The following is a 26,467-nucleotide window of genomic DNA, read 5'->3' on the forward strand; positions in this document are numbered from 1 at the left end:
CGGCTTGGGGGGAGGTGGGTCAACGGCCCGCGGCCCCAGGGGTTGCGGAACGAAGCGATGAACGGCGGGTTTTCGGGCATGAGAAGGACAGCCATGCCCCAGCCCAGCGTCACCCATGCGGACCACAGCATTCCCGGCATCACGCGCCGCGCCCTGAAACGCGGCTGGGCCTATTATGACGCGACGGGCGATCGCATCACCGACCGGGACGAGATCGACCGGCTCAACCGCATCGCCCTGCCGCCCGCCTATCGCGACTGCTGGTTCTGCCCGTCGCCATGGGGCCATATTCAGGCGGTGGGCTACGATGACCGGGGTCGCCGCCAATATCGCTATCACCCCGATTTCCGCGCCGCGCGCGAGGCGGAGAAATATGCCGGCTGCCCCGAATTCGGGCGCGCCCTGCCCCGGCTGCGCGCGCGCCTCGAAAGCGACCTGTCGAAGCGCGGGCTGCGCAAGGACAGGACCGTCGCTGCGGTCGTGCGCCTGCTCGATCTCGCCAAGCTGCGCGTGGGCAACGAACATTATGCGACGACCAACAACAGTTTCGGCGCGACCACGCTGCGCCGCCGCCATGTCGACCTCAACGGCAAATCGCTGACGCTCCGCTTCCGCGCCAAGTCGGGCAAGGAACAGCAGCAGACGATCACCGACGCGCGGCTGCTCCGCTTCGTGCGGCAGGTGCAGGATCTGCCGGGGCAGCACCTCTTCCAGTATCTCGACGAGAACGGCGATCCGCGCCCGATCACCTCGAACGACGTCAACGCCTATATCGCCGAGGCCATGGGCGGTCCCTTCACCGCCAAGCATTTCCGCACATGGGGCGCCACCGCCATCGCGTTCGGGACGCTGGCCGATGGCCACGTGACGCTGAAGCAACTGCTCGACCCGGTGGCGCAGGCGCTGGGCAACACCCCCGCGATCAGCCGCAAAAGCTATGTTCACCCCGCCCTGATCGCGCTCTGTCACGAAGGGCAGGACGAATGGCGCGCAGGGCTTCGCTTGCCGCGCCGGACGCGCTATCTCTCGCGCGAGGAACGCGGCCTCATCGCCTTCCTCGACGCTATTTCGGATTGCGCCCCGCTGCCCAAGGCGGCGTGATCCACCGGATCGACAGGACATCATGGCCGACAAGAAGACCGCCGCCCCCGCTCTCGACCTCGATCTTCCAGCACCCAATCTGGCCGAGATGTGGCACACGACGACGCACTGGGTGCAGGTCCATTATCTTTCGATCCTGATCGCCTTCGGCGCGGGCGTTCTCATCTATCTCGCCCTTTCCGCGCTCAAGGGCGCGGGCAAGCGCTGGCGCGGGACGCGGGGCGATCCCCTGAGCTACGCCAATGTCGTTGGCCGCGCCGCGTCCAGAACAGGCCATTTCTTCCGCATCATGGTCGCGGCGCGGCTGGTCGTGGGCTATGCCGACGCACCCGAAAGCCTGTTCCGCACGGTCGCTTTCCTCTTCACCATCGCCACCGTCTTTCAGGGCGCGATCTGGGCGCGGGAGATCATCCTTGGCCTCATCGAGCGCAAGACGCTGGCGGAGGATGGCGGGGCGGAGACGCTGGCCAACGCGATGGGCCTCATCCGCGTGCTCGTCACCTTCGCCCTGTTCGCCATCGCGACCATCGTCGTGCTCGACAATCTGGGCGTCAACGTCACCGGCCTCGTCGCGGGCCTCGGCATCGGCGGCATCGCGATCGGTCTCGCCGCGCAGGGCATCTTTTCCGACCTGTTCGCCGCGCTTTCCATCATCTTCGACAAGCCGTTCCGCCGGGGCGAGGTCATCACCTATGACCAGACCACCGCGCGCGTCGAACGCATCGGCCTCAAAAGCACGCGCCTTCGCGCCATGAGCGGCGAAAAAAAGGTCATGTCCAACGCCAACCTGCTGCAGAAGGAGATCACCAGCCTCCAGACGCTGACCCAGCGCCGCGTGACCTACGCCATCGGCATCATCTACCAGACGCCGGACGAGAAGGCGGAGGCGATCCCGGCCCTGTTGCGCGCCATCGTGGAGGGGGAGGGCATGATCTTCGTCAACGCAGGGATCGTCGCCTTCGGGGCGAGCAGCCTCGACTATCAGCTCAATTTCGACGTGCCCGATCCCGATCATCACGATTATTTCCAGATGCGCCACCGCATCGGCCTCGCCATCTGGAAACGGTTCAAGGCGGAGGGGATCGAGTTCGCCTATCCGACGCAGACCAGCTTCACCGCCGCGCCGGACGGCAGCGCGATCATGCCCTATCCCCCGGTCCAGCCGGTGCGGGACGTCAGCGGGAAGCCGTAGCCGAGCGCGTGCCTCCACCGGCTGCGCCGGTCCCCCTCCCCTTACAGGGGAGGACGGAGTTGCCTACCGCCCCAGCCCCCACAGCGTCCCCGGCTGCAACATCCCGCCCTCGACCGTCAGCCCGCCCGCCCGGTCCTCCGCCAGCAGCAGCGCGCCGTCCAGGTCGATCCAGTCCGCCCCCTGCGCCACCAGCGCGGCGGGCGCGATGCCGAGCGAGGTGCCGAGCATGCAGCCGACCATCACGCGAAACCCCCGCGCCCGCGCCTCCGCCCGCAGCGCCAGCGCCTCGGTCAGCCCGCCCGCCTTGTCGAGCTTGATATTGACCGCATCGAAATCGCCCAGCCGGTCGAGGTCGGCGCGCGTGTGGCAGCTCTCGTCGGCGCAGAGCGGTACCGGGGACGCCACGCCCGACAGCCGCCCCTCCTGCCCGTGCAGCACGGGCTGCTCCACCATCTCGACACCCAGAGCGGCCAGCGCCGCCGCCTCCGCCGCGATGTCGCGATCGTGCCAGCTTTCGTTGGCGTCGACGATCAGCCGCGCGTCGGGCGCACCCTGCCGCACCGCCGCGATCCGCGCCCGGTCGCCCTCGCCCGTCAGCTTGCATTTGAGGAGCGCGAAGCCCCGCTCCGCCGCCGCCCGCGCATCCGCTTCCATCGTCGCCGGATCGCCAAGGCTGATGGTGAAGGCGGTGGGCATCGGCTGCGGCTTTGCAAGGCCCGCCAGTTGCCACACCGGCGCGCCCGCGCGCTTCGCCTCCAGATCCCACAGCGCGCAGTCCAGCGCGTTGCGCGCCGCTCCGCGCGGCATGTGGGAGAGCAGCGCCTCGCGCTCCATCGGCCCGGCATAGGAGCGCAGCGCCGCGACACAGCCCTCCGCGCTCTCGCCTTCATAATAGATGGCGGTGCCCTCGCCCCGGCCTTCATGCGCGCCGTCGCTCACGGTGCAGACCACGACATCGACATGGCGCTTGGCTCCCCGGCTGATGATGAAGGCGCCCCGGACGGGCCAGCGTTCGACGGTCGCTGAAATGAGACGGATCATCGGCCTTCCTGTCATGCGCGATTGACGGCGCGGTCCAGTGCCATATGCACAGGTCCGGCCCCATCCGCCAGAGGAGCGTCCCGTCCCGTGACATCGCGCGAGCTTACCCGCTTCCTGCCGCTCGAAGAGGAGGATGGCGCGCGCACGGACCTGCGCCGCCGCGCGTCCGACATGGCGTGGCGGATCGGTTTCGGCGCGATCGGCTGGCCGTGGCTGCTCGCCAGCCTGTCGGGCGGCCGCCCCGCCGACAAGCGCGCGCTGCTCGACGAGCTGGACCTGCCGCACGACGCGCTGCCGCATCTGGGAAGCTGGAAGGCCGATGTCGGTTTCCTGCGCCATATCGTGCGCGAAATCGCCCGGCTGCGCCCGGCGCATGTGGTGGAACTGGGCGCGGGCGCGTCCTCGCTCATCGCGGCGCGGGCGCTGCAACTGCATGGCGGCGGGCGGCTGCACAGTTTCGACCAGCATGGCGGCTTTGTCGATGCGACGCGCCAGTGGCTCGGCGACCATGGGCTTGACGTAGACATCCGCCACGCCCCGCTGACTCACGAAAGCGCCGACTGGCCGGGCCGCTGGTATGCGGTCGATCATCTGCCCGAACGCATCGACCTGCTCATCATTGACGGTCCGCCATGGAGCGTGCATCCGCTGGTGCGGGGCGCGGCGGACAGCCTGTTTTCGCGCCTGTCGTCCGGCGGTGTCGTGCTGCTGGACGATGCCGCCCGCCCCGGCGAGCGCCTCGTCGCGCGGCGCTGGCGCAGGCGCTGGCCGCATATCGACTTCCGCCTGATGAAGGACGGGACGAAGGGCACCCTTGTGGGCCGCGCGCGCGACACGCGCCTGCCGGTGGCCAATGACAATGACGGGGGTCGGCTATGGCGGCATATGGGCAGGGCCGCCGCCGTCGCCGCGCTAGTCGCGACCGGCTGGATCGCGCGCGGCGCGCTGGGCGAATTTCCGCAGCCCGCGCAGGCGAGCAGCTTCCTCGACGAAGCCGCCGCGTCCCGCCGCGCGGGCCTTCTGCGGCAGGCGATGGCGTCGAAGATCGAAAGCGCGCCCCTGGACCGGGAGGAGGTCGCGCGGTCGGCAGGCCTGTCGCTGCCGACGCTCCCGGCAGGCTGGCGCGTCACCGATGTGCAGCTCGTCCCCTCGCCGGGCAGCCCCGCCGTCGCCATGAGCGTCACGACGCCCGACGGCGACCATCTCTCGCTCTTCGCCGACCGGGCGGAAACCCCGGCGGAAGCGACGCCGCTGATGGCGCGCCGCGCGGGCGAAACCATCGCCTACTGGGAGCGGGGCGACATGGCCTATGCGCTGACCGGCGCGGGTGACGCGCGGCAGGTGATGCGCTGGGCCGACGCGGTCGCGCCCGACGCGTGAGCCTTCGTGTCCGGCAGGATTGAGGACGCGCGCCTGCCCTGCTAAGCGCCGGGTCCATGCAGGACGAACCGCAGACCCCGCCCCCGGCGACGCCGCGCCCGACGCTCGGCAGCCTCGCTATGTTGTGGCGTTTCGCCCGCGCCTATCCCGGCCGTATCGCCGCCGCGCTCGCCGCGCTGATCGTGTCGTCCGCCGCCACGCTCGGCATCCCCAGCGGCTTTCGCCTCGTCATCGACCGGGGCTTCATGGGCGGCGGGGACATCAGCCGCTGGTTCGAATATCTGCTGATGATCGTCGTCGTGCTCGCCATTGCCAGCGCGCTGCGCTTCTATTTCGTGTCGTGGCTGGGCGAACGGGTCGTCGCCGACATCCGCAGCGCGACGCAGGCCAATCTGCTGCGTCAGGCGCCCCGCTTCTTCGAGGAAAACCGCCCGTCCGAAATCGCGTCGCGCATGACCGCCGACACCGCCATCGTCGAACAGGTGGTCGGCTCCACCGTGTCGGTCGCGCTGCGCAACCTCGTCACGGGCATCGGCGGCCTCGCCTATCTCTTCATCCTCGCGCCCAAGCTGGCGGCGATGCTGCTACTCGGCATCCCGGTCATCCTCATCGTCCTCATCGGCCTTGGCCGCCGGGTGCGCGGCCTTTCGCGCGCCAGTCAGGACCGGCTCGCGGACGTGGGCAGCGTCACCGCCGAAGTGCTGGGCGCGATGAAGATCGTGCAGGCGTTCGGGCAGGAAACACGCGAGGCGGCCCGTTTCGATGCGACGGTCGGCGCGGGATTCCGGACCGCGAAGGCGCGCATTCGCCTGCGCGCGCTGATGACCGGAGTGGTCATCGCGCTGGTCTTCGGGTCGATCACGGCGGTGATGTGGCAGGGCGCGCTCGATGTGGCGAACGGTAACCTGTCGGGGGGCAGCATCGCCGCCTTCGTCCTGACCGGCGGCCTTGTCGCGGGCGCGTTCGGATCGCTGTCGGAAAGCTGGGGCGACCTGCTGCGCGGCGCGGGCGCGGCGAGCCGGCTGCACGAGCTTATGTCTGCGCAGCCCGACATCGCACCGCCCGCCGCGCCTCGTCCGCTCGGCACCGGCGAAGGCGGCGCGCGGCTGGCGTTCGAGGATGTGCATTTCCATTATCCCACCCGCCCCGATCAGGCGGCGCTGCACGGCGTCAGCTTCAGCGTCGCGCCGGGCGAGACGGTGGCGGTCGTCGGCCCTTCGGGCGCGGGCAAATCGACCCTGATCCAGCTCGCGCTGCGCTTCTACGATCCCGACAGCGGGCGCGTGCTGCTGAACGGGGTGCCTCTGCCGCAGGCCGATCCCGCGGCGATCCGCGCGACGATGGCGATGGTGCCGCAGGACAGCGTCGTGTTCGCCGCGTCGGCGCGCGACAATCTGCGCTATGGGCGCTGGGATGCGACCGACGAGCAGATCTGGGACGCCGCCCGCGCCGCCAATGCCGACGCATTCCTGCGCGCCCTGCCGCAGGGGCTGGACACCTTCCTCGGCGAAAGCGGGGCGCGCCTTTCGGGTGGGCAGCGCCAGAGGATCGCCATCGCGCGCGCGCTGCTGCGCGACGCGCCGATCCTGCTGCTGGACGAAGCCACATCGGCGCTCGACGCCGAATCGGAACGGCTGGTGCAGGACGCGCTCGGGCGGCTGATGCGGGATCGCACGACCGTCGTCATCGCCCACCGGCTCGCGACCGTCCGCGCCGCCGACCGCATCCTCGTGATGGATGGAGGCCGCATCGTCGAGCAGGGCGATCATGCCGCGCTGGTGGCGCAGGGCGGCCTTTACGCCCGCCTTGCGAGCCTCCAGTTTCAGGATGCGCTGACGGCCTGAGGGGCGGGCAGGTGCGGATCGGGGCGGCGTTTCGGGCCATATCCGCCCATTGCCCACGATATACGAGCGTAGCTCGGAGGCCGCGGCCACATCCCCGTTCCCGCTCACTGCCGTGCCGCCGGGCAGGACGGATCAGACGTGCTGGCTGAGCTTCACGATATGGTCGAGAATGGCGGGATGCAGCGGGCGTTCGAAAGTGCATCCGGATTCATGCGCGCGGCTCCACGTCACATGCGCGCGGCGGCCTTCGAAGCCGGGCAGCATGATCCACAGGTCCGTGCCCCGCGCCAGCTTCATGAAACTCTGTAACCGGAAGCCGCTGAGCGACAGGTCGGCGATGCAGCTGCTGTGCCACGTCTCACCGGGGCGGCGCACCTTGACCGGGATGTGCACGGGGCGGCGGTCGGTCGCCCGTGCGGTCCGGTCCTGTTCGATGTGTGGTTCCGCGCCCATAAGCCCGCACTGTGCCTATCCGATCGCCGGTTTTCGCAGATCGCGGTTAGCCAAAGGTTAAGATCCGTCCGCGCTGGACCGGACTTTGCATGGGGAGCGGGTCAGGTGCAGCGGGTGCTGCGGAACGCCGCGGCTGCCCGGACGAGGGATAAAAAAAGAGGGCCGCATGAAGCGACCCTCCGGAACATCGGCATTCTGCTTCTGCCCGCCCCACCCCCGCATTCCGGGAAGTCGTGCGTTGGGCGGCGGGGCGGTCAGCGATCAGAAATTGCCATATTGTTCGTTGCCGACGAAACCCAGCTTGGTCACGCCAGCGCGCTTGATCTCAGCCAGCACCTCGTCGACGACCACGTAACGGGTCTGGGCGCTGGGCTGGAACTGAAGCTCCGGTTCGACCGGCAACCGCAGCGACTGCTGCAGATACTGACGCAGTGTCAGCAGGTCGATCGGTGATCCGTTCCAGGTGATGACGCCGCCGGCGTCGATCGCGACCTTGTTCTTGATCGGGTCGACCACGGTATCCGTGGGCGGCGCGTTCTGGGGCAGGTCGATCTTCACCGCATGGGTCTGGATCGGGATGGTGATGATGAACATGATGAGGAGAACGAGCATGACGTCGATAAGCGGCGTCGTGTTCATTTCCACCATTGGTTCGCCGTCATCGCGGCCGGCACTCATAGCCATGGGAGACTACTCCTAGATTAAAGCCGCTGCACGCCCTGGCCCGGTTCCGGTTCGGAAATGAATCCGACCTTGGGGAAACCGGCGCGCTGCATCGTGTAGATGGTGCCACCGATGCAGCGATAGGGGGTGTTGATGTCGCCACGGATATGCACTTCGGGCAGATCTTCGGGCGTCAGATTTTCGACGCCGCCTGCCTTCTTGATATCCGCTTCGAGCTTCTTGACCGCGCGGTCGAGCAGTTCGCTCGAATTGACCGGGGTCATGCCCCAGAACACCGCGCAGCTACCGTCGGAACCGGTCGTGACCGAAAGGGACACATTTTCCGGCTTCGTCGTGGTCGGCTCGAACGCCACCTTGGGAAGCTGCAAGTCGACCGTCTGGACGACGACCGGGACCGCGATGAGAAAGATGATGAGCAACACCAGCATGACGTCGACGAGCGGCGTCGTGTTGATGTCGGACATCGGCTTGTCGTCACCGCCGTCGGAGCCAACACTCATTGCCATTGATACTATCCTAACCTTGGTGTCGATGGCGCCCCGTTACTACAGGAGCCGCGGGGAGCCATGATCGGCGGGAGGAACCGGGCGGTCGCAGCCGCCGCCCGGTCCTCACACCGGCGTCTTGAAAAGACCGATCAGGCCTTGGTCGGGGCAGCAGCGGGCTTGGCGGCCGCAGCAGCCGGAGCGGCCGCGACGGTCGGCTTCACCGCGCCGTCCGAAACCAGGAAGGCCAGCAGGTCGACGGTGAAGCCGTTGAGCTGCTCGGCGATCGCCTTGTTGCGGCGCTGCAGGAAGTTGTAGGCGAGCACCGCGGGAACGGCCACGGCCAGACCCAGCGCGGTCATGATGAGCGCTTCACCGACCGGACCGGCGACCGCGTCGATCGACGCCTGACCGGCGGCGCCGATCTTGATGAGCGCGCGGTAGATGCCGATAACCGTACCGAACAGACCGATGAACGGCGAGGTCGAACCCACGGTCGCGAGGAAGGCGAGACCGCCGCCCAGCGACGAGTTGATCGCGGCTTCCGAACGCGCCAGCGAGCCGTGCAGCCAGTCATGCGCTTCGACCGGGTCCTTCAGCTTGCCATGCTCTTCCTGAGCCTTGATGCCGTCATCGACGATCTGCTTGTAGGCCGAGTTCTTTTCCAGCTTGGCCGATGCTTCACGCAGCGACGCGGCGCGCCAGAAGGTCGCGCGGACCTTCTTGCCCTGGTTGATGACCTTCTGCTGTTCGATCAGCTTGGTGAACAGGATATAGAAGGTGCCGACCGACATGGCGCACAGGATGAGGAACACGGTCCATGCGATAGTGCCGCCCTGTTCCAGAGCTTCCATCAGACCATAGGGGTTTTCCGGCTTCGGAGCCGCGGCTGCGAGATACATCAACATGTTCAAGACTTCCCTCTCAATGAGATCCAGCTAGGCGGGGCGGCGCCCATGCGCCCGCCCGCCGATTTCGATTATTCCGGCAGGCGCCAGGTGATGCGGCCATTATAGGTGTCCGCCATCGGCTGCCCGTCACTGCCCGTCGCAGGCTTGAAGCGCGCACGGCGCGGCAGCAGGCGGCAGGTCGCTTCGTCGAGGTCGGCATGACCGGTCGACGAGGTGATGGTGCAGTTGGTGACGCGCCCGTCCGGCCCGATTTCCAGGCGGAACCCGGCCGTGCCCGAGCGTTCTTCACGCTGCGCGCGGCTCGGATAGTCGGCGTCGCTGACCCAGCTTCCCGGCGCGCCACGCGGCGAAGCGCGGGTGGCGGCGACAGGCGGGGGCGGCGGTGCCGGGGGCGGGGGCGAGGCGACCGGAACCGGGTTGAACACCGGAGGCGGCGTTCTCACGGTCTGGATCGGCGGCGCCTGAACAGGCGTCTGCACGATCGGCGGCGGCGCGACGACCGGCGGCGGTTCGACCGGCTGGTCTGGCGGCGGCGGCGGCGGCTCCTCATCCGGTGGTGGCGGTTCCTCCTTCACGTCGATCACGTTCAGCTGTTCCGCCGCCTTTTTGACATATTTCATGCCAAGACCGGTGACGAAGGCATAGCCGAGAACAGCGTGAATCAGGGCGACGATGACGATCGATATCGTGCGACTCGATCCTTGCGAGTGGTCAGCATAGGCCATTCGGCAACGACACTCCTTAACTCAACTTACCAGTGGTTTATACAAATCAGCCAAAAACGACCCTAGCCGACCGGGAGTGTCCCGGTCACCTGTGGCCCCTATCCGTTCATTTGCTACCGCGGAAACTCCTATCGCGGCGCATCGTGGCACGCAAACGCTTTATCGAATTCCTTATTTCGGTTTACCATTTCATATCGGAATGACTTGCATGTGACATGATTGCCACAAGCTACAACCCTAGGACGAAGCTGACTATGAAACCCGCCACAACCTTTGCGACGCTCGGGGCGCTGTGCCTCACTTTTGCCGTAGATCCCGCGGTTTTCTATGGCTTTGCCGCCGCACAAAATATGGTAGCGTCACCATATTCTTCGGCCGCGTCCCTGTCCTACGCCGATGTGGCCGATCTGTCCGATGGCGCGCCGATCGTGGCCCAAGTGCGCATCCGCAACATCGTCGCGATCCGGAATGACGCCGCCGGTGCGCCTGCGACGGGCCGGAAAAGGCTGTTTGTGGAGGCCGATGTGACGAATCTGATTCGCGGAGAGTCGGGAATCGCACCTCGCGTCACCTATCTTTACGATGCGCCCGTCGACGCGCGCGGCAAGCTGCCGAAGCTCAAGAAAGCGTCCGTCATCCTTTTCGCGCGCGCGGCACCGCGCCCCGGCGAGCTTCAGTTGGTCGCGCCCGACGCGCAGATTGCCGCCACGCCCGAACGGCTGGCGCAGGTGAAGGCGGTGCAGGCCGCGCTTGTCGCCACCGACGCGCCGCCGCGCATATTGGGCGTAGGCGACGCCTTCCATGTCGCGGGCACGATCACGGGCGAGGGCGAGACGCAGATTTTCCTGCGCACGCAGAACGGCGATCCCGTTTCGCTTTCCATCCTGCGCCGGCCGGGTCAGGAGCCGCGCTGGGCCGTCGCGCTCGGCGAGATCGTCGATGAAGCCGCGCACGCCCCCCAGCCCGGCACGCTGCTCTGGTATCGTCTCGCCTGCAGCCTGCCGTCCGTGCTTCCGGCGCAGTCGGTCCGCGCGCTCGGCCCGCAGGACGCCGCCGCCGCGCGCGAGGATTATGCGCTGGTGATCGCGGCGCTCGGCCCCTGCGGCCGGACGCGCGCGCCCGCGTAAGAGGAAGGCCGTAGCGGCGGACCACGCTTTTGCTTGGACAGGCGCGCGCGGGCGGCTATCAGCGCGCGCACTTCATTCATCAGCGAAAGACCAGCCGCCATGTCCAATCTGCACCGCCATGCCCCGCTGCGCGTCGCGCTGGTCGGTCTGGGCACGGTGGGCGGCGGCGTCATTCGCCTGCTCGAAACCAACGGCGACCTGATCGCGCGCCGCGCGGGTTGCCCGATTCAGGTGGTCGCCATCTCCGCGCGCGACCGTAACAAGGATCGCGGCGTAGACCTTTCCGCCTATGAGTGGGTGGACGACATGACGACGCTCGCCGCGCGCGACGATGTCGATGTGGTGGTGGAACTGATCGGCGGGTCGGACGGCCCGGCCCTCACCCTCGCGCGCCAATGCCTTGCCGCCGGCAAACCCTTCGTCACCGCGAACAAGGCGATGCTGGCGCATCACGGCCTCGACCTCGCGCGCCTCGCCGAACAGGGCGGCATCGCGCTCAAATATGAAGCCGCGGTCGCGGGCGGCATCCCGGTCATCAAGGGGATGCGCGAAGGCGCCGCCGCCAATGAGATCGCCCGTGTCTACGGCATCCTCAACGGCACCTGCAATTACATCCTCACCACCATGGAGAAGGAAGGCCGCGACTTCCAGGAGGTGCTGAAGGAAGCGCAGGAGCTGGGCTATGCGGAGGCGGACCCGAGCTTCGACATCGACGGCGTGGACGCCGCGCACAAGCTGACCATCCTCGCCAGCCTCGCTTTTGGCACGGAGCTGGATTTCGGCGCGGTCGCCACCACCGGCATCCGTCACGTCATCGCCGCCGACATTGCCGAAGCCGCCGCGCTGGGCTTTCGTATCCGCCTCGTCGGCATGGCGCAGAATGGCCCCGAAGGGCTGTTCCAGCGCGTCCACCCGATGCTGGTGCCGGTGGATCACCCGCTCGCCCATGTCGACGGATCGCTCAATGCCGTGGTGGCGGAGGGGAATTTCGTCGGCCGCCTCTTCTTTCAGGGGCGGGGCGCGGGCGAAGGGCCGACCGCATCGGCCGTCGTCGCCGACCTCATCGACGTCGCGCGTGACGAATATGGCGACGCCTTCGCCATGCCCGTCGCTGCGCTGACGCCGCAGCATCCCGCCGATGCGGGTGCGCGCATCGGCCGCGCCTATCTGCGCTTCAAGGTTCAGGACCGTCCCGGCGTTCTCGCGGAAATCGCGGCGGCCACGCGCGACGCGGGCGTTTCGATCGAAAGCATGATCCAGCGCGGCGCGAATCAGGCGGACGGCGTGCTCGTCGCCATCGTCACCCATGCGGGCGAGGAACGCTGCGTGCGCGACACGCTGGAGCGGCTCGCCGGGTCCGACAGCCTGCTCGACACGCCGATGGTGATGCACATCCTCGACTGACGCGGTGCCGCGCGCGCTCGACAAGCCGGGTCCATGCGCCTAATCGCCGCTGCGACAGGGCGAATATGAGGCGAGGAACGATGGTGCAGGCAAGTGCGGTGCTCGATCGCGTGCTGGTGCTCGAAATGGTGCGCGTCACCGAAGCGGCGGCCATCGCCGCCTCGCGCCTGATCGGGCGCGGCGACGAGAAGGCGGCGGATGCCGCCGCGGTGGAGGCGATGCGCCACGCCTTCAACAGCCTCTACATGGACGGCACCGTGGTCATCGGCGAGGGCGAGCGCGACGAAGCGCCGATGCTCTATATCGGCGAGAAGGTCGGCAGCGCGATCGGCACCGGTCCCCGGATCGACATCGCGCTCGACCCGCTGGAAGGCACGACCATCACCGCAAAGGCCGGTCCCAACGCGCTCGCCGTCCTCGCCATCGCGGAGGAAGGCGGCCTGCTCAACGCGCCCGACGTCTATATGGAAAAGCTCGCCATCGGGCCGGACTATCCCGAAGGCACCATCGGCCTCGACCGGTCCCCGCGCGAGAATGTCGAGGCGGTGGCGGCGGCCAAGGGCGTCGATCCGCAGGACATCATCGTCTGCGTGCTCGACCGTCCGCGCCACGAGAAGCTGATCGCCCAGTTGCGCGAAGTCGGCTGCGGCATCATGCTGATCCCCGATGGCGACGTGGCGGGGGTGATCGCCACCAGCGACCCCGAAACCGGCATCGACATCTATATGGGGTCGGGCGGCGCGCCCGAAGGGGTGCTCGCCTGCGCGGCGCTGCGCTGCGTCGGCGGGCAGTTCAAGGGCCGCCTCCTCTTCCGCAACGAGGATGAGCGCGCCCGCGCGCGCAAATGGGGCATCACCGATCTCGACCGCATCTACGATCTTGCGGATCTGGCGAAGGGCGACTGCATCTTCGCCGCGACCGGAGTCACGGACGGATCGCTGCTTGACGGGGTGAAGCGCCTGCCCGGTGGCAAGCTGACGACGCAGAGCGTGGTGATGCGGGCGAGCACCGGCACGGTGCGCTGGGTCAAGGGCGAACACCGGCAGGACCGGCGCCCGGTCTGAAAAGCCGCTATCGCCCGGCGCGGTGATTGAGGTCGTGGCCGAGCGCAAGGATGCCGACGCCCAGCAGCGTGTAGAGGCTTTCCTGCACGCCATGGTCCATCGTCAGCGCGCCCGCCATCACGCCCAGCCCCAGCGATCCGATGGCAGCGGGCATCATATAGCCGTGGACGACCGCGCCATGGCCCAGCGCCACCGCGCCCAGCAGGATCGCGAGCACGAGGCCCGCCTCATGATAGATCGGGCTTTCGAAAATGCCCCCCGCCGACGCCAGCACACCCAGTATCACGGCGGTCACGAAACAGTGCGCGACGCACAGGCCCGACAGGCCGATCGCGATGCGATCGATCCGGCCGGTCATCAGGGCGTGGCGCAGGGTCAGCTTCATGGTCGCCGCTACATAGGCTAGCGCGGTAGAAGTTACAACATATCATTCGGAATTTTGCGGCCGGGGCGGCAGAATGTTCCTACGCCGCCAGCCGCACGCAGTTGCGCCCGCTGCGCTTGGCCCGATAGAGCGCAGCGTCGGCCGCCTCCAGCACCGTGGACCGTTCCGCCGCGCCATGCAGTTCGGCCAGCCCCGCGCTGAAGGTGATGGCGATATCGACGCCGCCGCCGGTCGGGATCGGCTCGCGCAGCAGCGCGCGCAGCCGCTCGCAGCGCCGCGATGCGTCCTCGAGGCTATAGCCCCGCATCAGGATGGCGAACTCCTCGCCGCCCAGCCGCCCGATGCTTTCGCCGCCGTCGAGACCGGCCGCCAGCCGCTGCACGAAGCCGGCCAGCACCCGGTCGCCCGCGCCATGGCCATGCTGGTCGTTCACGGCCTTGAAATGGTCGATGTCGATCAGCAGCAGGCAGGATCGTTCGCCCTCCGCCGCCTGCGCGATGGCGCGGTCCAGCTTGTGAAGGAACGCCCGGCGGCTGTCCGCCCCCGTCAGCGAATCGCGCGCCGCCGCCTGCATCAGCGCGCGCTGCCGCGCCTTGTGCCGCGAAATGTCGCGCACCGTGGCGACGACGCCGTTGGGAATGCCCCTTTCATCGACCAACGCGCGCGTCACCATCTCGCAATATTCATAGGCATCGGAGGATCGCGCCACCGGGCGGAACTCCACCCGGTGCACGCTGCCGGGCTGCAACATCGCCGCGCGATGGGCGGCGATGACCGGGGCGCGGTCCTCCGGATCGACCAGATCGACGGCGGGCTGTCCCACCAGCAGTTCGGGCGCGCAGCCGATCTGCTCGCGCGCGGCGGGCGATGCGTAGCGGGTGATGCCGTCGATCCCCACCGTCAGCACCACGTCGCCGCTATGTTCGGTAATGGCGCGATAGCGCGCCTCGCTTTCCTGCAACAATCGGAACAGGCGGCGGCGCGCATTCAGTTCCGCCGCGACTGGCACCGACAGCAGGAAGCTGATGGAAAGGAAGAACTGGAAGAACTGCACATGGCCGCCGGTATGCCCCGCCGCCGCGCCGATCGGTCCCAGCCCCGCGATGGTCGCCACGCCGCCGATGCCCGCCAGCAGGATGATCGCCGCCGCCGTGCCGATCTGGCCGATGCGAAAGGCGATCAGCATGAGCGGCAGCAGCGGCAGGAACAGCAGCGGCAGGGGCGACAGGAACACCGCAACCGTCACCGCGACGAACAGGCCGATCAGCAGCGCCGCTTCCGCTTTGTCGCGCCGCGACGTGTCGCGCACCCACCGCCTGAATTCGCCCTGCAACAGCAGGATCAGGATCGGCGTGAAGGTCAGAGCGCCCAGAATATGACCGGCATACCACTGGGCGAAGGAAGCCGCGAAAGTGACCGGCGTCAGCCACGACGCCACCCCCGCCGCCAGCAGCCCGGCGACGACGTTGGCGCATCCGCACAGCGCGAGGATGAAGACCATCAGCGGGCGGATGGAACCCACCACGCGATGATCGGGCACGAAGCGGCGGCACAGCAGCGCGACGATCAGCGATTCGGCGAGGTTGATGAACGCCATCGGGATCGCGGCCCATGGCCCCATGCCGAACAGCGCCGTCGCCGCAGCGCTGGCCACGCCGCACGCGATCAGCGCGCGCGGCCAGTGCTGTTTGCGCGACGTCATCAGTTCGGCCATCAGAAAGGCGTTGGCGCCCCAGATGAACGCCAGCCCGCCCTCGAATCGCGACACCAGCAGCGCGGCCGACGCCGCCGCGAAATAGACGCAGCCCGTCAACAGCGGAGTCAGCGAAGATGGGGGACGCAGGGTGAAACGCGACATGATCCGCAGAAGCTAGCGTGCGATCCTTAAAATTATCCTCACCACCCGCCCGATGGACGCGCCGCGCCCGCCCGCTATAACCGCGCGATGACCACCGCAGCGCCCGGCCATCCCGTCTTCCGGGACATGCCCACCACCATTTTCGAACATATGTCCGCCCGCGCGCGGACCAGCGGTGCGATCAATCTGGGGCAGGGTTTCCCCGAAAGCGCCGGCCCGCGCGAAGTGCTGGCCGCCGCCGCGCAGGCGATGCTGGAACGGTCGAGCCAGTATCCGCCGATGCCGGGCCTGCCCGAACTGCGCGCGGCGGTCGCGGATCATTATGCCCGCCATCAGGCGCTGAACCTCGCGTCCGAAGAGGTGATCGTCACCTCCGGCGCGACCGAGGCGCTGGCGGCCAGCCTGCTGGCGCTGGTGCGGCCGGGCGACGAGGTGCTCATGTTCGCGCCGCTCTATGACGCCTATCTGCCGCTCGTAGAGCGGGCGGGCGGCGTCGCGAAAGTCCTTCGGCTCGCCCCGCCCCGCTGGTCCCTCGACCGCGCGGCGCTGGAAGCCGCCATCGGGCCGCGCACGCGCTTCATCCTCCTCAACAATCCGCTGAACCCGGCGGGCGCGGTGCTGCGCGAGGAAGAACTGGCGCTGCTCGCCGACCTGTGCGTCGCCCATGACCTGATCGCGATCTGCGACGAGGTGTGGGAGCATATGGTGTTCGACGGCGCGGCCCATCGTCCGCTGATGGCCTTTCCCGGCATGCGCGACCGCACGGTCAAGATCGGGTCGGCGGGCAAGATTTTTTCCGTGACGGGCTGGAAGGTCGGCTGGATGTGCGCCGCCCCGCCGCTCGCCGTGCTGCTCGCCCGCGCGCACCAGTTCCTGACCTTCACCACCCCGCCCGCGCTGCAATGGGCCTGCGCGCAGGCGCTGGCGTGGAGCGCCGACTGGTTCGACAACCAGCGCGCCGCCTATCGGGCATCGCGCGACCGGCTGGCGGCGGGGCTTGGCGCGGCGGGCTATGCCGTGCTGCCGGGCGCGGGCACATGGTTCCTGTCCATCGACCTGCCCGCATCGGGCATCGCCATGGACGACCGCACATTCTGCGACCGCATCGTCGAAGAAGCCGGGGTCGCCGCCATCCCCGTTTCCGCCTTCTACCCCGCCCATCCTGTGACGCACCTCGTGCGCCTGTGCTTCTGCAAGAGCGATGCGATGCTGGACGAAGCCGTCGCCCGGCTCGCCGCCTCCCGCATATCATTAGTAAGCTAACTAACGATTTTTGAAAATCTGTTTGGCTGTCCACATCGCTGTCTCACTTGCAGGGCTTGACCGCCCCCGCTAGGTTCCTGTTTCGTTCACTCGCGCAAGGCTCTTATGGACAGCATCGCCGCCCTCCTCACCCTCGCCGCCCTGCTCATCGGCCTTGCCGCAGGCTGGCTGCTGCGCGGGAAAGCGACCGCGTCGCTTGCCGCCGAACGCGCCGACCTGTCCGCCCGCCTCGAAACTGCGACAGCGCAGCGCAACGCCGCCCTTGCCGAACTGGCGGTGGAGAAGGAGCGGGTGGCGCAGGCCGCCGCCCAGATCGCCCGCCTCGAATCGGCGCAGGCCGATGCTGCCCGCCATCTCGACGCCGTCCGCGCCGAACGCGAAGCCGCGCTGCGCGACCTCGCGGCGCTCCGCTCCGAAGCGCAGGAGAGAGCCAAAGCTTTCGAGGCGCAGATCGCGGCCCTGAAGGACGCCAAGGAACAGCTTTCGGCCCAGTTCAGCGAAATCGGCGGCCGCCTGCTCGACGCGGCCCAGACCCAGTTCCTCACCCGCGCCGACCAGCGCTTCGCCCAGGCAAACGAGAAGAGCGAGGCGCAACTCAAGACCCTGCTCAACCCCGTCGAGACCACGCTCAGACGCTATGAGGAAGGCCTCGCCCGCGTCGAGAAGGAGCGGGTGGGCAGCTACGCCGAACTGCGCGAGGCGATCGCGGCGGTCCATGCGGGTCAGGGTCAGGTGCGCGAGGAAACCGCCAAGCTCGTCAACGCGCTGCGCGCCGCGCCCAAGACGCGCGGCCGCTGGGGCGAGCAGCAGTTCAAGAACCTCATCGAAACCGCGGGCCTCTCCCCCTTCGTCGATTTTCAGGAGGAAGTGTCGGTCGCAGTGGAAGACGGCCGCCTCCGCCCCGACTTCATCATCCGCCTGCCCGGCGACCAGCAGCTGGTGGTCGACGTGAAATGCTCGCTCGAAGCCTATCTGAACGCGGTCGATTCGGTCGATAATCCGACCCGCGAACGCTTCCTCGCCGATCATGCCCGCGCCGTGCGCACCCACGCCGACGCGCTCGGGCGCAAGGCCTATTGGGAACAGTTCGCCAAAGCGCCCGACTTCGTCATCATGTATGTGCCCGGCGACAATTTCGTCACCGCCGCGCTCGAAGCCGACATGGAACTGTGGGAACGCGCCGCGCGCAACCGCGTCATCATCTGCGGTCCCGCGACCTTCCTCCCCCTCGCACGCACGCTCGCGGGCCACTGGCGGCAGGCGAAGATGCAGGATCAGGCGAAGGAGGTCGCCGACCTCGGCAAGCAGCTCTACGAACGCCTCGCCACCGCCGCCACGCACCTGAAACGCCTTGGCTCGGGTCTCAGCAGCGCGGTCGACAATTACAACAAGTTCGTCGGCAGCTTCGACCGCAGCGTCCTCCCCGCAGGCCGCCGCTTCCGTGACCTTGACGTCGAGACCGGCGGCAAGGAGATCGAGGCGGTGGAGCCGCTGGAACTGCTGATCCGCGATTCGCAGGCGGACGAAGCGAGAGCGTTGCCGGTGGGCGAGTAGGTCCGGCGCTCCCGTCGCCCGGAAAAGGAGCGGCAGGCTGGACATCCCCGGCCCGCTTATGCATCCCGTCGCGCGCAGTCCGGGCCGTTCCACGCCCCGATTCAGACAGAGAAAGAGGAATGACGCCATGTTCAGTCACATCATGGTCGGCGCCAACGACATCGACGCTTCGAAGGCCTTTTACGACGCCACGCTGGGTGCGCTGGGCATCGGCCCCGGCTTCGCGGACGAGAAGGGACGCTTTTTCTACGTGACGCCCTCGGGCGTTTTTTCCATCACGAAGCCGATCAACGGCGAGCAGGCCTGCTGCGCCAACGGCGGCACCATCGGTTTCAATGCCGAATCGCCCGAGCAGGCAAACGCGTGGCACGCCGCGGGGCTGAAGGCGGGCGGCACCCCGTGCGAGGAAGCGCCCGGCGTCCGGGACATGGGCTCGCACGGGTTCCTCTACCTCGCCTATCTGCGCGATCCGGCCGGCAACAAGCTGTGCGCGCTTTACCGCATGCCGGCCTGACATGGTATTTCCGGAAGGGGGACGCAGGAACCGGCTTTGAAGCAGCGCTTCTTGCCCCCGCTCCCCCGGCCCTCCATAACCGCGGCATGACACGCATCGGCCTGCTCGGCGGCTCCTTCAATCCGGCGCACGGCGGGCATCGCGCCATTTCGCTCTTCGCGGCGAAGGCGCTGGGTCTCGACGAAGTGTGGTGGCTCGTCTCTCCGGGCAATCCTCTGAAGCCCGCCAGAGGCATGGCCCCGCTCCCCGCCCGCCTCGCCCATGCGCGCAAAATTGCCCGCCGCGCCCCGATCCGCGCCACCGCGATCGAGCGCGACCTGCGCACCCGCTACACCGTCGACACCCTCAAAGCGCTCACCCGGCGTTACCCGCGCCACCGCTTCATCTGGCTGATGGGGGCGGACAATCTGGCCCAGTTCAGCCAGTGGCGCGACTGGCGCGGCATCGCGCGGCACATGCCCATTGCGGTGATCGCCCGTCCGGGTTATGATGCGGGTGCCCGTGGCTCTGTGGCCATGAGCTGGCTGCGGCGCTTCGTCCGGCCCGCGCGCCAGAGTGCAGACTGGACGAATTGGAGAGTGCCGGCGCTCGTGCTATTGCGCTTCCGCCCTGATCCAAGATCGGCGACCCTGCTGCGGCAGGCGGACCCCCTCTGGCATCGCGAATATGAAGCAACGCGTGTGCGCGATCCGCTCACGCGCCGGTATATCGTCTAGATTGGAGTTTAATTGACCAACGCCGCCCCTGCCAACGATACGGCCTCCAGCGCCGAATCCGTGGCCGCCCTGCACGCCCTTGTCATGCAGTCGCTCGACGACGACCAGGCGCAGGAAACCGTCTCCATCCCCCTCGAAGGCAAGAGCAGCATCGCCGATCACATGGTGATCGCGAGCGGCCGTTCGTCGCGTCAGGTCGCGGCGATGGCCCAGCATCTTGCCGAACGGATCAAGAAGGAAACGGGCCGCTCCGCACGGGTCGAAGGGCTGCCGGTCGCCGACTGGGTGCTGATCGACGCGGGCGACGTGATCGTCCACCTCTTCAAGCCCGAAGTGCGCAGCTTCTACAATCTGGAGCGCATGTGGGGCTTCGTCGACGCGCCGGTCGCGGGCAACGCCTGATCGGCAACGAAACACACCCGTTCGCCCTGAGCCTGTCGAAGGGCTCGCCCGAGCGTAGCGAGGGTCTGCCTCCCGTCGGTCGGCATGGGGCTTCGACTTCACCTTTGGTGAAGTTTATCCTGAGCGCCTGCTGCAAGCAGGCAGTCGAAGGGCTCAGCCCGAACGGACTGTGATCGATGCTCCTCCACATCATCGCGCGCGGGAAGATCGGGCGCTCACCCGAAGCCGATCTGGTCGACCGCTATGTGAAGCGGCTGACGATGCCGTATCGCATCACCGAACTGCCGGAGGGTTCCGGCAAGGGCGGGGGTGGCAGGCTGCCCCCCGCCGGTCCCGGCACGATCACAGTCATGCTCGATGAAAAGGGCAGGCAGCTTTCCTCGATGGACTTCGCCCGCCGGATCGAGGGCTGGCGCGACAATGGCGCGCGCGAGTGCCGCTTCCTCATCGGCGCGGCGGACGGGTTCGACGACACGGAGCGGGCAAGCGCCGACCTCCTCATCGCGTTCGGCGCGATGACATGGCCGCACATGATGGCGCGCGCGATGCTCGCCGAACAGCTCTGGCGCGCCTGCTCGATCCTGTCGGGCCACCCCTATCACCGCGAAGGCTAGCCACGCTGCCGCTTTGCCCCTAGTCAGGCGGGGAAGCGGGGGCGGACGGTGAAACGCGCGTTCATCATCACAGGCGTCATGACGGGCCTCATCGCCCTCGCCGCCACGCGCCTGCCCGCCGCGCCCGACAGCGCGATCATCCTTTCGGGCACCGCCGGGACCACGCTGGCGCAGGAGCAGCAGGCGCTCAGGGCCGCGCGCCGCCAGTCGGACGAGGCGCGCGACCGCTCGGCTCGCCTCGAACAGCAGGCCAGCCTCGCCCGCGACGAAGCCGAACAGGCCCGCCGCAGGGCCGCCGCGCTCGCCGCCCGCATCCAGCAGGCCGAAGCCGACATCGAAGCCGCCCGCGCCCGCATCGCCATCATCGCGCGAATGCAGCGCGCCCAGACCGCCCGCCTCGCCGCGAAGCAGGAACCGGTCGTGCGCCTCACCGCTGCGCTTCAGATGATGGCGCGCCGTCCGCTCGCGCTGGCGCTGGTGCAGCCCGGCAGCATCGCCGATGCGGTCCATATGCGCGCCGTGCTCGGCCAGATCCTGCCCGTCATCGAACAGCGCACCGCGGGCCTTCGCGCCGAACTGGAGGCGAGCCGCGCCCTGCGCGCCACCGCGCAGCAGGCCGCCGATGCGCTGGCGCAGGCGCAGGGCGACCGCCAGCAGCGGCAGGCCGCGCTCGCCGCGCTCGAAGCGCAAAAGCGCGTCGCCGCCCGCGACTACCGCGCCAATGCGGGACTGGAGAGCGAACGCGCGCTGGCGCTCAGCGAAAAGGCGCGCGACATCGGCGATCTCATGGATCGGCTGGAGGAAGCGGGCGATGTGCGCGACCGGCTCGCCGCCCTGTCGGGACCGCTGCTCCGCCCCGCCCGCCCCGACGAAGCCGCCGCCCCCGCGCCCGAACGCGCCCGCGCCGACTCCGGCCCGCCGCCCTACCGCCTGCCCGTCCTCGGCCAGCTCGTCACCGGCATGGGCGAGGTGAATGACGGCGGCGTCCGCTCGCGCGGCCTGACGCTCGTTACCCGCCCCGGCGCGCAGGCCATCGCGCCGACCGCCGGGCGCGTCGCCTTCGCCGGGCCGTATCGCGACTATGGCCAGATCCTCATCATCGACCATGGGCAGGGCTGGACCACGCTCATCACCGGCCTCCACCGGGTGACGGCGCAGGTCGGCGACACCGTGCGGCAGGGCGATCCCGTGGGCGTCACCGGCGCCGAACGCCCCGCCATCACCGTCGAACTGCGCCGCAACGGCCGCCCGGTCGACATCGTGCCGCTGGTGGGGCTGGGCTAGGGGTGCGTTAACCCGACGCTCATCGGCGATGAACGACGGTTGGCCGAAGCGCGCTTTTGCCTTCGCCCGCGAATCGCCCTATATCGGACGCTTGATGCCCAATCGCAGGACAGCCATGAAATCCACTTTTCTCCAGGGCGCGGTCGCGCTCGGGGCGCTCGCGCTCATTCCCGCCACCACGGCTGCGCTGTCGGCGGGCGAAGCGTCCAGCTACAAGGCGCTCGACGAGTTCATGGACGTGTTCCAGAAGGTCCGCACCGACTATGTCGAGAAGGTCGACGATGAAAAGCTCATCAAGGGCGCGATAGACGGCATGCTCGCCAGCCTCGACCCGCACTCCAGTTTCCTCGACGCGCGCGATTTCCAGAATCTCAAGACCCAGACCGAGGGCAGCTATGGCGGCCTTGGCCTGTCGGTCACGCAGGAGGATGGCGCGGTCAAGGTGATCGCCCCGACGCAGGATACGCCCGCGTGGCGCGCGGGGATCAAGGCGGGCGACTATATCACCCATATCGACGGGCAGCTCATCTACGGCGGCACGCTCGACGAGGCGGTGGACAAGATGCGCGGTGCGCCCGGCACCGCGATCAAGCTCACCATCGTGCGCGCGGGCCGGGACAAGCCCATCGACCTGACCCTCACGCGCGAAATCATTCAGCTCAAGCCCGTGAAGTGGGAGGTGAAGGACAATATCGGCGTCATCACCATCGTCAGCTTCTCGGCCAACACCGGCGCGGACCTGCGGCAGGCGATCCGCAGCATCGACAAGAGCCTGGGCCACAAGCCCACCGGCTATGTCCTCGACCTGCGCTCCAACCCCGGCGGCCTGCTGGACGAGGCGGTGAGCGTGAGCGACAGTTTCCTCGAACGCGGCGAAATCGTGTCGCAGCGCGGCCGCGCCAAGGGCGATGTCGAACGCTATTATGCCAAGCCCGGCGACGATGCGAAGGGGCTGCCGGTCATCGTGCTGGTCGATTCGGGATCGGCCTCCGCGTCCGAAATCGTCGCGGGCGCGCTTCAGGACCAGCATCGCGCGCTCGTCATGGGCGAACGCAGCTTCGGCAAGGGCAGCGTCCAGACGATGCTGCCGCTGTCCAGCACCACCGCGCTCAAGCTCACCACCGCACGCTATTATACACCTTCGGGCCGCAGCGTGCAGGAAGGCGGGATCGAGCCGGACATCAAGGTGCCGCAGATCAGCGATCCCGACTACAAGAACCGCCCGAAATTCCGCGAAAGCGACCTGCGCCGCCATCTCATCAACGAGATCAGGAGCGACGACAAGACGCTGGAGGAGGATGCGAAGGACGATCCGCGCTTCGCCATGAGCGCGGAGGAGCTGAAGAAGAAGGGCATCACCGATTTTCAGCTCGACTATGCGCTGAAAACCATCGGCCGCCTCGCCTCCACGCCCGCCGCCACCATCGCAATGGCGCAGCCGCCGCGCGGCAAATAGGCGCTGCCGCAAAAAGGTTCAGCATGACGAAAGCATGGGAAGGGTCTAGGTATCGGCCATGAAGAGCCTGCCCCTCGCCCGTCTGATCGCGCTGTCGGCGCCCGTCCTGCTGCTGGGCGGCGCCTATGCCTCGCAATATTTCGGCGGGCTGCACCCCTGCGAGATGTGCTGGTGGCAGCGTTATCCGCATATGGCCGCGATCCCGCTCGCGCTGATCGCCTATGGCCTGCGCGCCCGCGCGTGCTGGAGCCTCGGCTTCACAGGCCTTGCGGGGCTTGCCATCGGCATCAGCGGTCTCATCGGCCTGTTCCACGCGGGCGTCGAATATGGCTGGTGGGAAGGGCTGACGACCTGCTCCACCACGCCCACGGGCGGCAGCGGCACAGACCTGCTGAATCAGATCATGGCCAGCCCCATCACCCGCTGCGACGTCGCGCCATGGGATCTCTTCGGCATCTCGCTCGCGGGCTATAACGGCCTCTTGTCCAGCGCCGCCGCGCTCGCCATCTTGGCCCTGATCGTCAAAGCGAGGAAGGCATGAGCGCAACCCCCGGCTTCCCCCGCCCGACCCGCCGTTCCAGCGCCGCCGATCGCACCGCCATGCTGCGCGTCGATCAGGCGGGCGAGTTCGGCGCGACGCGCATCTATGCAGGGCAGCTCGCCGTCATGGGCGACCGTCATCCGCTGGGCCGCGTCATCTCCGGCATGGCCGCGCAGGAAGAGCGCCACCGCGAGGCGTTCGACGCGATGATCGTGCGGCGCGGCGTGCGCCCGACCGCACTTGCGCCGATCTGGTCCGCCGCCGGTTTCGCGCTGGGCGCGGTCACGGCGGCCATCGGGCCGAAAGCCGCGATGGCCTGCACCGCCGCCATCGAGACGGAGATCGACCGCCATTATGCCGAGCAGCTTCAGCAGTTGCGGGATGACGACCCGGAACTTGCCGGGGCCATCGCGGATTTTCAGGCGGAAGAGGTCGAGCATCGCGACGCCGCCATCGCCCATGGGGCGGAGCAGGCGCCGGCCTATCCGCTGCTGTCGGGCGCCATCAGGCTGGGCTGCCGCGCTGCCATCGCGCTCTCGAAGCGCATCTGAGAGAGGACGGACCGATGACCAAGATTTTCCTGATCGCCACCGCCGCGCTGCTGGCGGGCGGATCGGTCCCCGCGCTGGCCCAGCAACCCGCCTCGCCCACCGCCGTCACCGATCCCGGCAACGAGAAAGTAAACATCGTCATCGTCTATGGCGAAGATGCCTGCCCGCAGAGCCAGGGCGGCGACATCGTGGTCTGCGCGCGCAAGGGCGAGGAGGAACGATACCGCATCCCCGAACCGCTGCGCGGCGATCCCAATGAACCGAGCAAACAGGCATGGGGCGAGCGCGTCCGCTCGATGGAATATGTCGGCCGGTCGGGCACCGAAAGCTGCTCGCCCGTGGGCGCGGGCGGCGCGACCGGCTGCTTCGCTCAGCTCTCCCGCCTCGCCAAGGCGGAGCGGCAGGCGGCGGACAATGCAAGCTGGAAGGATCTGGTCGCGGCCGAGCGGGCCAAGCGCCTTTCCACCATCGACGCCGACAGCAAGGCGATCGAGGCGCGCGTGCAGGCGGAGGAAAAGGCCGCCGCCGGACAACAGCCGCAGGACACCACCTCTCCGGCCCAGCCATGACGGCTGGGGCGGCCTCGCGGCGTCCTGTTCGTGCCAATCCGCAACGGGGGCGTTGAAGGAACCTTAGCCATGCGCCGCGTTCGCCTGATCCTGCCACTGATCGCCCTTCTTGCCCCGCTGCCCGTCGCGGCGCAGCCCGCCCCGCCGCCGCAGCGCGTCCTCAACCTCACCGTCTATGGCGAAGACCCCTGTCCCAAGAGCGAGGGCGAAGACATCGTCGTCTGCGCCCGCCGCCCCGAATCCGAACGCTATCGCATCCCGAAGAAACTGCGCGAAAAGCCGGAGGTCGCTGGTGGGCCCGGCTGGGGCAGTCAGGTTGCGACGATGGAACAGGTTCAGCGCAACACGACGCCCATGGGCTGTTCCCCCATCGGCGGCGCGAACACCGGCTGCTACGCACAGATGATGGCGCAATGGTTCGCCGAACGCCGCCGGATGCAATCGGAAGCCAATCCCTGATCCCGGCGCCCTTCCTTGCGCCGCGCCGCAATCTGGCGTAAGGGCGATCCGTCATCTGGGGAGTAGCCAGCCGTCCGGCGCAAAGCGGACGGGCCATATGTCAACATATTTGGCCGAGAGGCCATGGCATATGGGACGCGGCATCGCGCCGCATCGGGCGAGACCAATGGCATCGACGCTTGTCTGCCCGGCCGGGTGGGAAGCGGCGGTGGCATTGCGCTTTCTTCCCACCCGGCCCCGGATCGTTCGATGGAAGCTCTCCTCACCTCCGCCGCGCTGGTGGCACTCGCCGAAATGGGCGACAAGACGCAATTGCTGGCGATGCTGCTCGCCACCCGGTTCCGAAAGCCCGTGCCGATCATCTTCGGCATTTTCGCCGCGACGCTCGCCAACCATTTCCTCGCCGCGCTGATCGGCCATTCGATTGCGGGTGTGCTGACGCAGCCATGGTTCCGCTATGCCGTCGCCGCTTCCTTCATCCTGATGGCGGGGTGGACGCTGATTCCCGACAAGATCGACGAGGACGCGCCGCTCGCCGCACCGTCGAAGGCCGGCGTGTTCGTGACGACGCTGATCGCCTTCTTCCTCGTCGAGATGGGCGACAAGACGCAGGTGGCGACGGTCGCGCTGGGTGCGCGCTTCGACAATCTGTTCGCGGTGACGGCGGGCACCACGCTCGGCATGATGGCCGCCAACGTGCCTGCCGTGCTGTTCGGCGAAGCGCTGGCGAAGAAGGTGCCGATACGCGCGCTTCAGGTCGGCGCGGCGCTGCTGTTCCTGGGCCTCGGCCTCTGGATGATCGCCGGTCTTCAGGGCTGGCTGGGCTAAAAAAGGCACAGCCCGCGCGCGCGGGCGGTTGTCAGCGCGCGGCGGCTGTTGCAAGGGACGGA

The 26,467-nt window shown here is 68.2% G+C and carries 28 protein-coding genes and 1 riboswitch; of the genes, 20 read left to right on the forward strand and 8 right to left on the reverse strand.

What is annotated here, in order from left to right; genetic code table 11:
• Window positions 1-93: 93 nt before the first annotated feature.
• The gene (locus SAMIE_RS14420) at window positions 94-1,101 is read left to right on the forward strand and encodes a DNA topoisomerase IB (RefSeq protein ID WP_066700990.1); all 1,008 of its coding nucleotides are present in this window, start codon (window positions 94-96) and stop codon (window positions 1,099-1,101) included.
• A gap of 22 nt (window positions 1,102-1,123) precedes the next feature.
• A complete protein-coding gene (locus SAMIE_RS14425) occupies window positions 1,124-2,293 on the forward strand; it encodes a mechanosensitive ion channel family protein (protein WP_066700991.1) in 1,170 nt (389 codons plus the stop codon).
• Between the two features lie 63 nt (window positions 2,294-2,356).
• Here the strand turns inward: SAMIE_RS14425 and dgcA are convergent, their stop codons facing one another.
• The gene (dgcA, locus tag SAMIE_RS14430) at window positions 2,357-3,334 is read right to left on the reverse strand and encodes an N-acetyl-D-Glu racemase DgcA (RefSeq protein ID WP_066700992.1); all 978 of its coding nucleotides are present in this window, start codon (window positions 3,332-3,334) and stop codon (window positions 2,357-2,359) included.
• 87 nt (window positions 3,335-3,421) lie between these two features.
• On the opposite strand from dgcA, the gene SAMIE_RS14435 reads away from it, so the two are divergent.
• Together SAMIE_RS14435 and SAMIE_RS14440 are read left to right on the forward strand one after the other, a co-directional pair.
• Window positions 3,422-4,714: a class I SAM-dependent methyltransferase gene (locus SAMIE_RS14435; RefSeq protein WP_066700993.1), complete on the forward strand. Its 1,293-nt coding sequence runs from the start codon at window positions 3,422-3,424 to the stop codon at window positions 4,712-4,714.
• A 56-nt stretch (window positions 4,715-4,770) separates the two neighbouring features.
• Window positions 4,771-6,558 (forward strand): ABC transporter transmembrane domain-containing protein, encoded by a 1,788-nt coding sequence (locus SAMIE_RS14440; RefSeq protein WP_066700994.1) that lies wholly within the window; start codon window positions 4,771-4,773, stop codon window positions 6,556-6,558.
• Between the two features lie 132 nt (window positions 6,559-6,690).
• Here SAMIE_RS14440 and SAMIE_RS14445 read toward each other — a convergent pair whose 3' ends face one another.
• From SAMIE_RS14445 to SAMIE_RS14465, 5 genes are all read right to left on the reverse strand, one after another.
• The gene (locus SAMIE_RS14445) at window positions 6,691-7,011 is read right to left on the reverse strand and encodes a PilZ domain-containing protein (protein ID WP_066700995.1); all 321 of its coding nucleotides are present in this window, start codon (window positions 7,009-7,011) and stop codon (window positions 6,691-6,693) included.
• A gap of 261 nt (window positions 7,012-7,272) precedes the next feature.
• Window positions 7,273-7,695: an ExbD/TolR family protein gene (locus tag SAMIE_RS14450; RefSeq protein ID WP_066700996.1), complete on the reverse strand. Its 423-nt coding sequence runs from the start codon at window positions 7,693-7,695 to the stop codon at window positions 7,273-7,275.
• 17 nt (window positions 7,696-7,712) lie between these two features.
• Window positions 7,713-8,201: an ExbD/TolR family protein gene (locus SAMIE_RS14455; RefSeq protein ID WP_066700997.1), complete on the reverse strand. Its 489-nt coding sequence runs from the start codon at window positions 8,199-8,201 to the stop codon at window positions 7,713-7,715.
• A 131-nt stretch (window positions 8,202-8,332) separates the two neighbouring features.
• Window positions 8,333-9,088 (reverse strand): MotA/TolQ/ExbB proton channel family protein, encoded by a 756-nt coding sequence (locus tag SAMIE_RS14460; protein WP_174522230.1) that lies wholly within the window; start codon window positions 9,086-9,088, stop codon window positions 8,333-8,335.
• 71 nt (window positions 9,089-9,159) lie between these two features.
• A complete protein-coding gene (locus SAMIE_RS14465) occupies window positions 9,160-9,816 on the reverse strand; it encodes an energy transducer TonB (protein WP_066700999.1) in 657 nt (218 codons plus the stop codon).
• A 254-nt stretch (window positions 9,817-10,070) separates the two neighbouring features.
• Here SAMIE_RS14465 and SAMIE_RS14470 point away from each other — a divergent pair, with 254 nt between their 5' ends.
• The 3 genes from SAMIE_RS14470 (at window position 10,071) to glpX (ending at window position 13,411) form a co-directional block, all read left to right on the forward strand.
• Window positions 10,071-10,943, forward strand: a complete 873-nt coding sequence (locus SAMIE_RS14470; RefSeq protein ID WP_408641240.1) for a hypothetical protein — start codon at window positions 10,071-10,073, stop codon at window positions 10,941-10,943.
• 99 nt (window positions 10,944-11,042) lie between these two features.
• Entirely contained in the window at window positions 11,043-12,347 is a 1,305-nt protein-coding gene (locus SAMIE_RS14475; RefSeq protein WP_066701000.1) for a homoserine dehydrogenase, read from the forward strand.
• Window positions 12,348-12,427: 80 nt separating this feature from the next.
• Window positions 12,428-13,411, forward strand: coding sequence for a class II fructose-bisphosphatase (gene glpX, locus SAMIE_RS14480; protein ID WP_066701001.1), 984 nt, complete (start codon window positions 12,428-12,430; stop codon window positions 13,409-13,411).
• Between the two features lie 7 nt (window positions 13,412-13,418).
• On the opposite strand, the gene SAMIE_RS14485 is transcribed toward glpX, so the two are convergent.
• Both SAMIE_RS14485 and SAMIE_RS14490 read right to left on the reverse strand, forming a co-directional pair.
• A complete protein-coding gene (locus tag SAMIE_RS14485; RefSeq protein ID WP_066701002.1) occupies window positions 13,419-13,796 on the reverse strand; it encodes a MerC domain-containing protein in 378 nt (125 codons plus the stop codon).
• Between the two features lie 79 nt (window positions 13,797-13,875).
• Window positions 13,876-15,654, reverse strand: coding sequence for a sensor domain-containing diguanylate cyclase (locus SAMIE_RS14490; protein WP_066701003.1), 1,779 nt, complete (start codon window positions 15,652-15,654; stop codon window positions 13,876-13,878).
• 87 nt (window positions 15,655-15,741) lie between these two features.
• Between SAMIE_RS14490 and SAMIE_RS14495 the strand changes: the two genes are divergently transcribed.
• The 13 genes from SAMIE_RS14495 (at window position 15,742) to SAMIE_RS14555 (ending at window position 26,405) form a co-directional block, all read left to right on the forward strand.
• Window positions 15,742-16,917 (forward strand): aminotransferase, encoded by a 1,176-nt coding sequence (locus SAMIE_RS14495; RefSeq protein WP_066701004.1) that lies wholly within the window; start codon window positions 15,742-15,744, stop codon window positions 16,915-16,917.
• Between the two features lie 105 nt (window positions 16,918-17,022).
• Window positions 17,023-18,471: a DNA recombination protein RmuC gene (gene rmuC, locus SAMIE_RS14500; protein ID WP_066701005.1), complete on the forward strand. Its 1,449-nt coding sequence runs from the start codon at window positions 17,023-17,025 to the stop codon at window positions 18,469-18,471.
• Between the two features lie 127 nt (window positions 18,472-18,598).
• On the forward strand, window positions 18,599-18,985 hold the full coding sequence (locus tag SAMIE_RS14505) for a VOC family protein (protein WP_066701006.1): 387 nt from the start codon (window positions 18,599-18,601) through the stop codon (window positions 18,983-18,985).
• A gap of 86 nt (window positions 18,986-19,071) precedes the next feature.
• Window positions 19,072-19,701: a nicotinate-nucleotide adenylyltransferase gene (locus tag SAMIE_RS14510; protein WP_066701007.1), complete on the forward strand. Its 630-nt coding sequence runs from the start codon at window positions 19,072-19,074 to the stop codon at window positions 19,699-19,701.
• A gap of 12 nt (window positions 19,702-19,713) precedes the next feature.
• A complete protein-coding gene (rsfS, locus tag SAMIE_RS14515) occupies window positions 19,714-20,103 on the forward strand; it encodes a ribosome silencing factor (protein WP_066701008.1) in 390 nt (129 codons plus the stop codon).
• A gap of 176 nt (window positions 20,104-20,279) precedes the next feature.
• Window positions 20,280-20,717, forward strand: a complete 438-nt coding sequence (locus SAMIE_RS14520; RefSeq protein WP_066701009.1) for a 23S rRNA (pseudouridine(1915)-N(3))-methyltransferase RlmH — start codon at window positions 20,280-20,282, stop codon at window positions 20,715-20,717.
• 78 nt (window positions 20,718-20,795) lie between these two features.
• Window positions 20,796-22,001, forward strand: coding sequence for a murein hydrolase activator EnvC family protein (locus SAMIE_RS14525; protein ID WP_408641265.1), 1,206 nt, complete (start codon window positions 20,796-20,798; stop codon window positions 21,999-22,001).
• Window positions 22,002-22,116: 115 nt separating this feature from the next.
• Window positions 22,117-23,457 carry a S41 family peptidase gene (locus SAMIE_RS14530; protein ID WP_066701039.1) on the forward strand — a complete coding sequence of 447 codons (1,341 nt, stop codon included), beginning with the start codon at window positions 22,117-22,119 and terminating at the stop codon, window positions 23,455-23,457.
• Window positions 23,458-23,515: 58 nt separating this feature from the next.
• Entirely contained in the window at window positions 23,516-23,998 is a 483-nt protein-coding gene (locus SAMIE_RS14535) for a disulfide bond formation protein B (RefSeq protein ID WP_066701011.1), read from the forward strand.
• Window positions 23,995-24,549, forward strand: a complete 555-nt coding sequence (locus SAMIE_RS14540) for a demethoxyubiquinone hydroxylase family protein (RefSeq protein ID WP_066701012.1) — start codon at window positions 23,995-23,997, stop codon at window positions 24,547-24,549. The genes SAMIE_RS14535 and SAMIE_RS14540 overlap by 4 nt, the downstream gene beginning before the upstream one ends.
• Before the next feature lie 14 nt (window positions 24,550-24,563).
• The gene (locus SAMIE_RS14545) at window positions 24,564-25,118 is read left to right on the forward strand and encodes a hypothetical protein (RefSeq protein ID WP_066701013.1); all 555 of its coding nucleotides are present in this window, start codon (window positions 24,564-24,566) and stop codon (window positions 25,116-25,118) included.
• A 69-nt stretch (window positions 25,119-25,187) separates the two neighbouring features.
• Window positions 25,188-25,577 (forward strand): hypothetical protein, encoded by a 390-nt coding sequence (locus SAMIE_RS14550; RefSeq protein WP_066701014.1) that lies wholly within the window; start codon window positions 25,188-25,190, stop codon window positions 25,575-25,577.
• Window positions 25,578-25,621: 44 nt separating this feature from the next.
• A riboswitch (yybP-ykoY riboswitch) is annotated at window positions 25,622-25,816 on the forward strand.
• A 10-nt stretch (window positions 25,817-25,826) separates the two neighbouring features.
• Window positions 25,827-26,405, forward strand: coding sequence for a TMEM165/GDT1 family protein (locus SAMIE_RS14555; protein WP_066701040.1), 579 nt, complete (start codon window positions 25,827-25,829; stop codon window positions 26,403-26,405).
• Window positions 26,406-26,467: the final 62 nt, after the last annotated feature.

It is taken from the genome of Sphingobium amiense (assembly GCF_003967075.1).
Taxonomy (GTDB): domain Bacteria; phylum Pseudomonadota; class Alphaproteobacteria; order Sphingomonadales; family Sphingomonadaceae; genus Sphingobium; species Sphingobium amiense.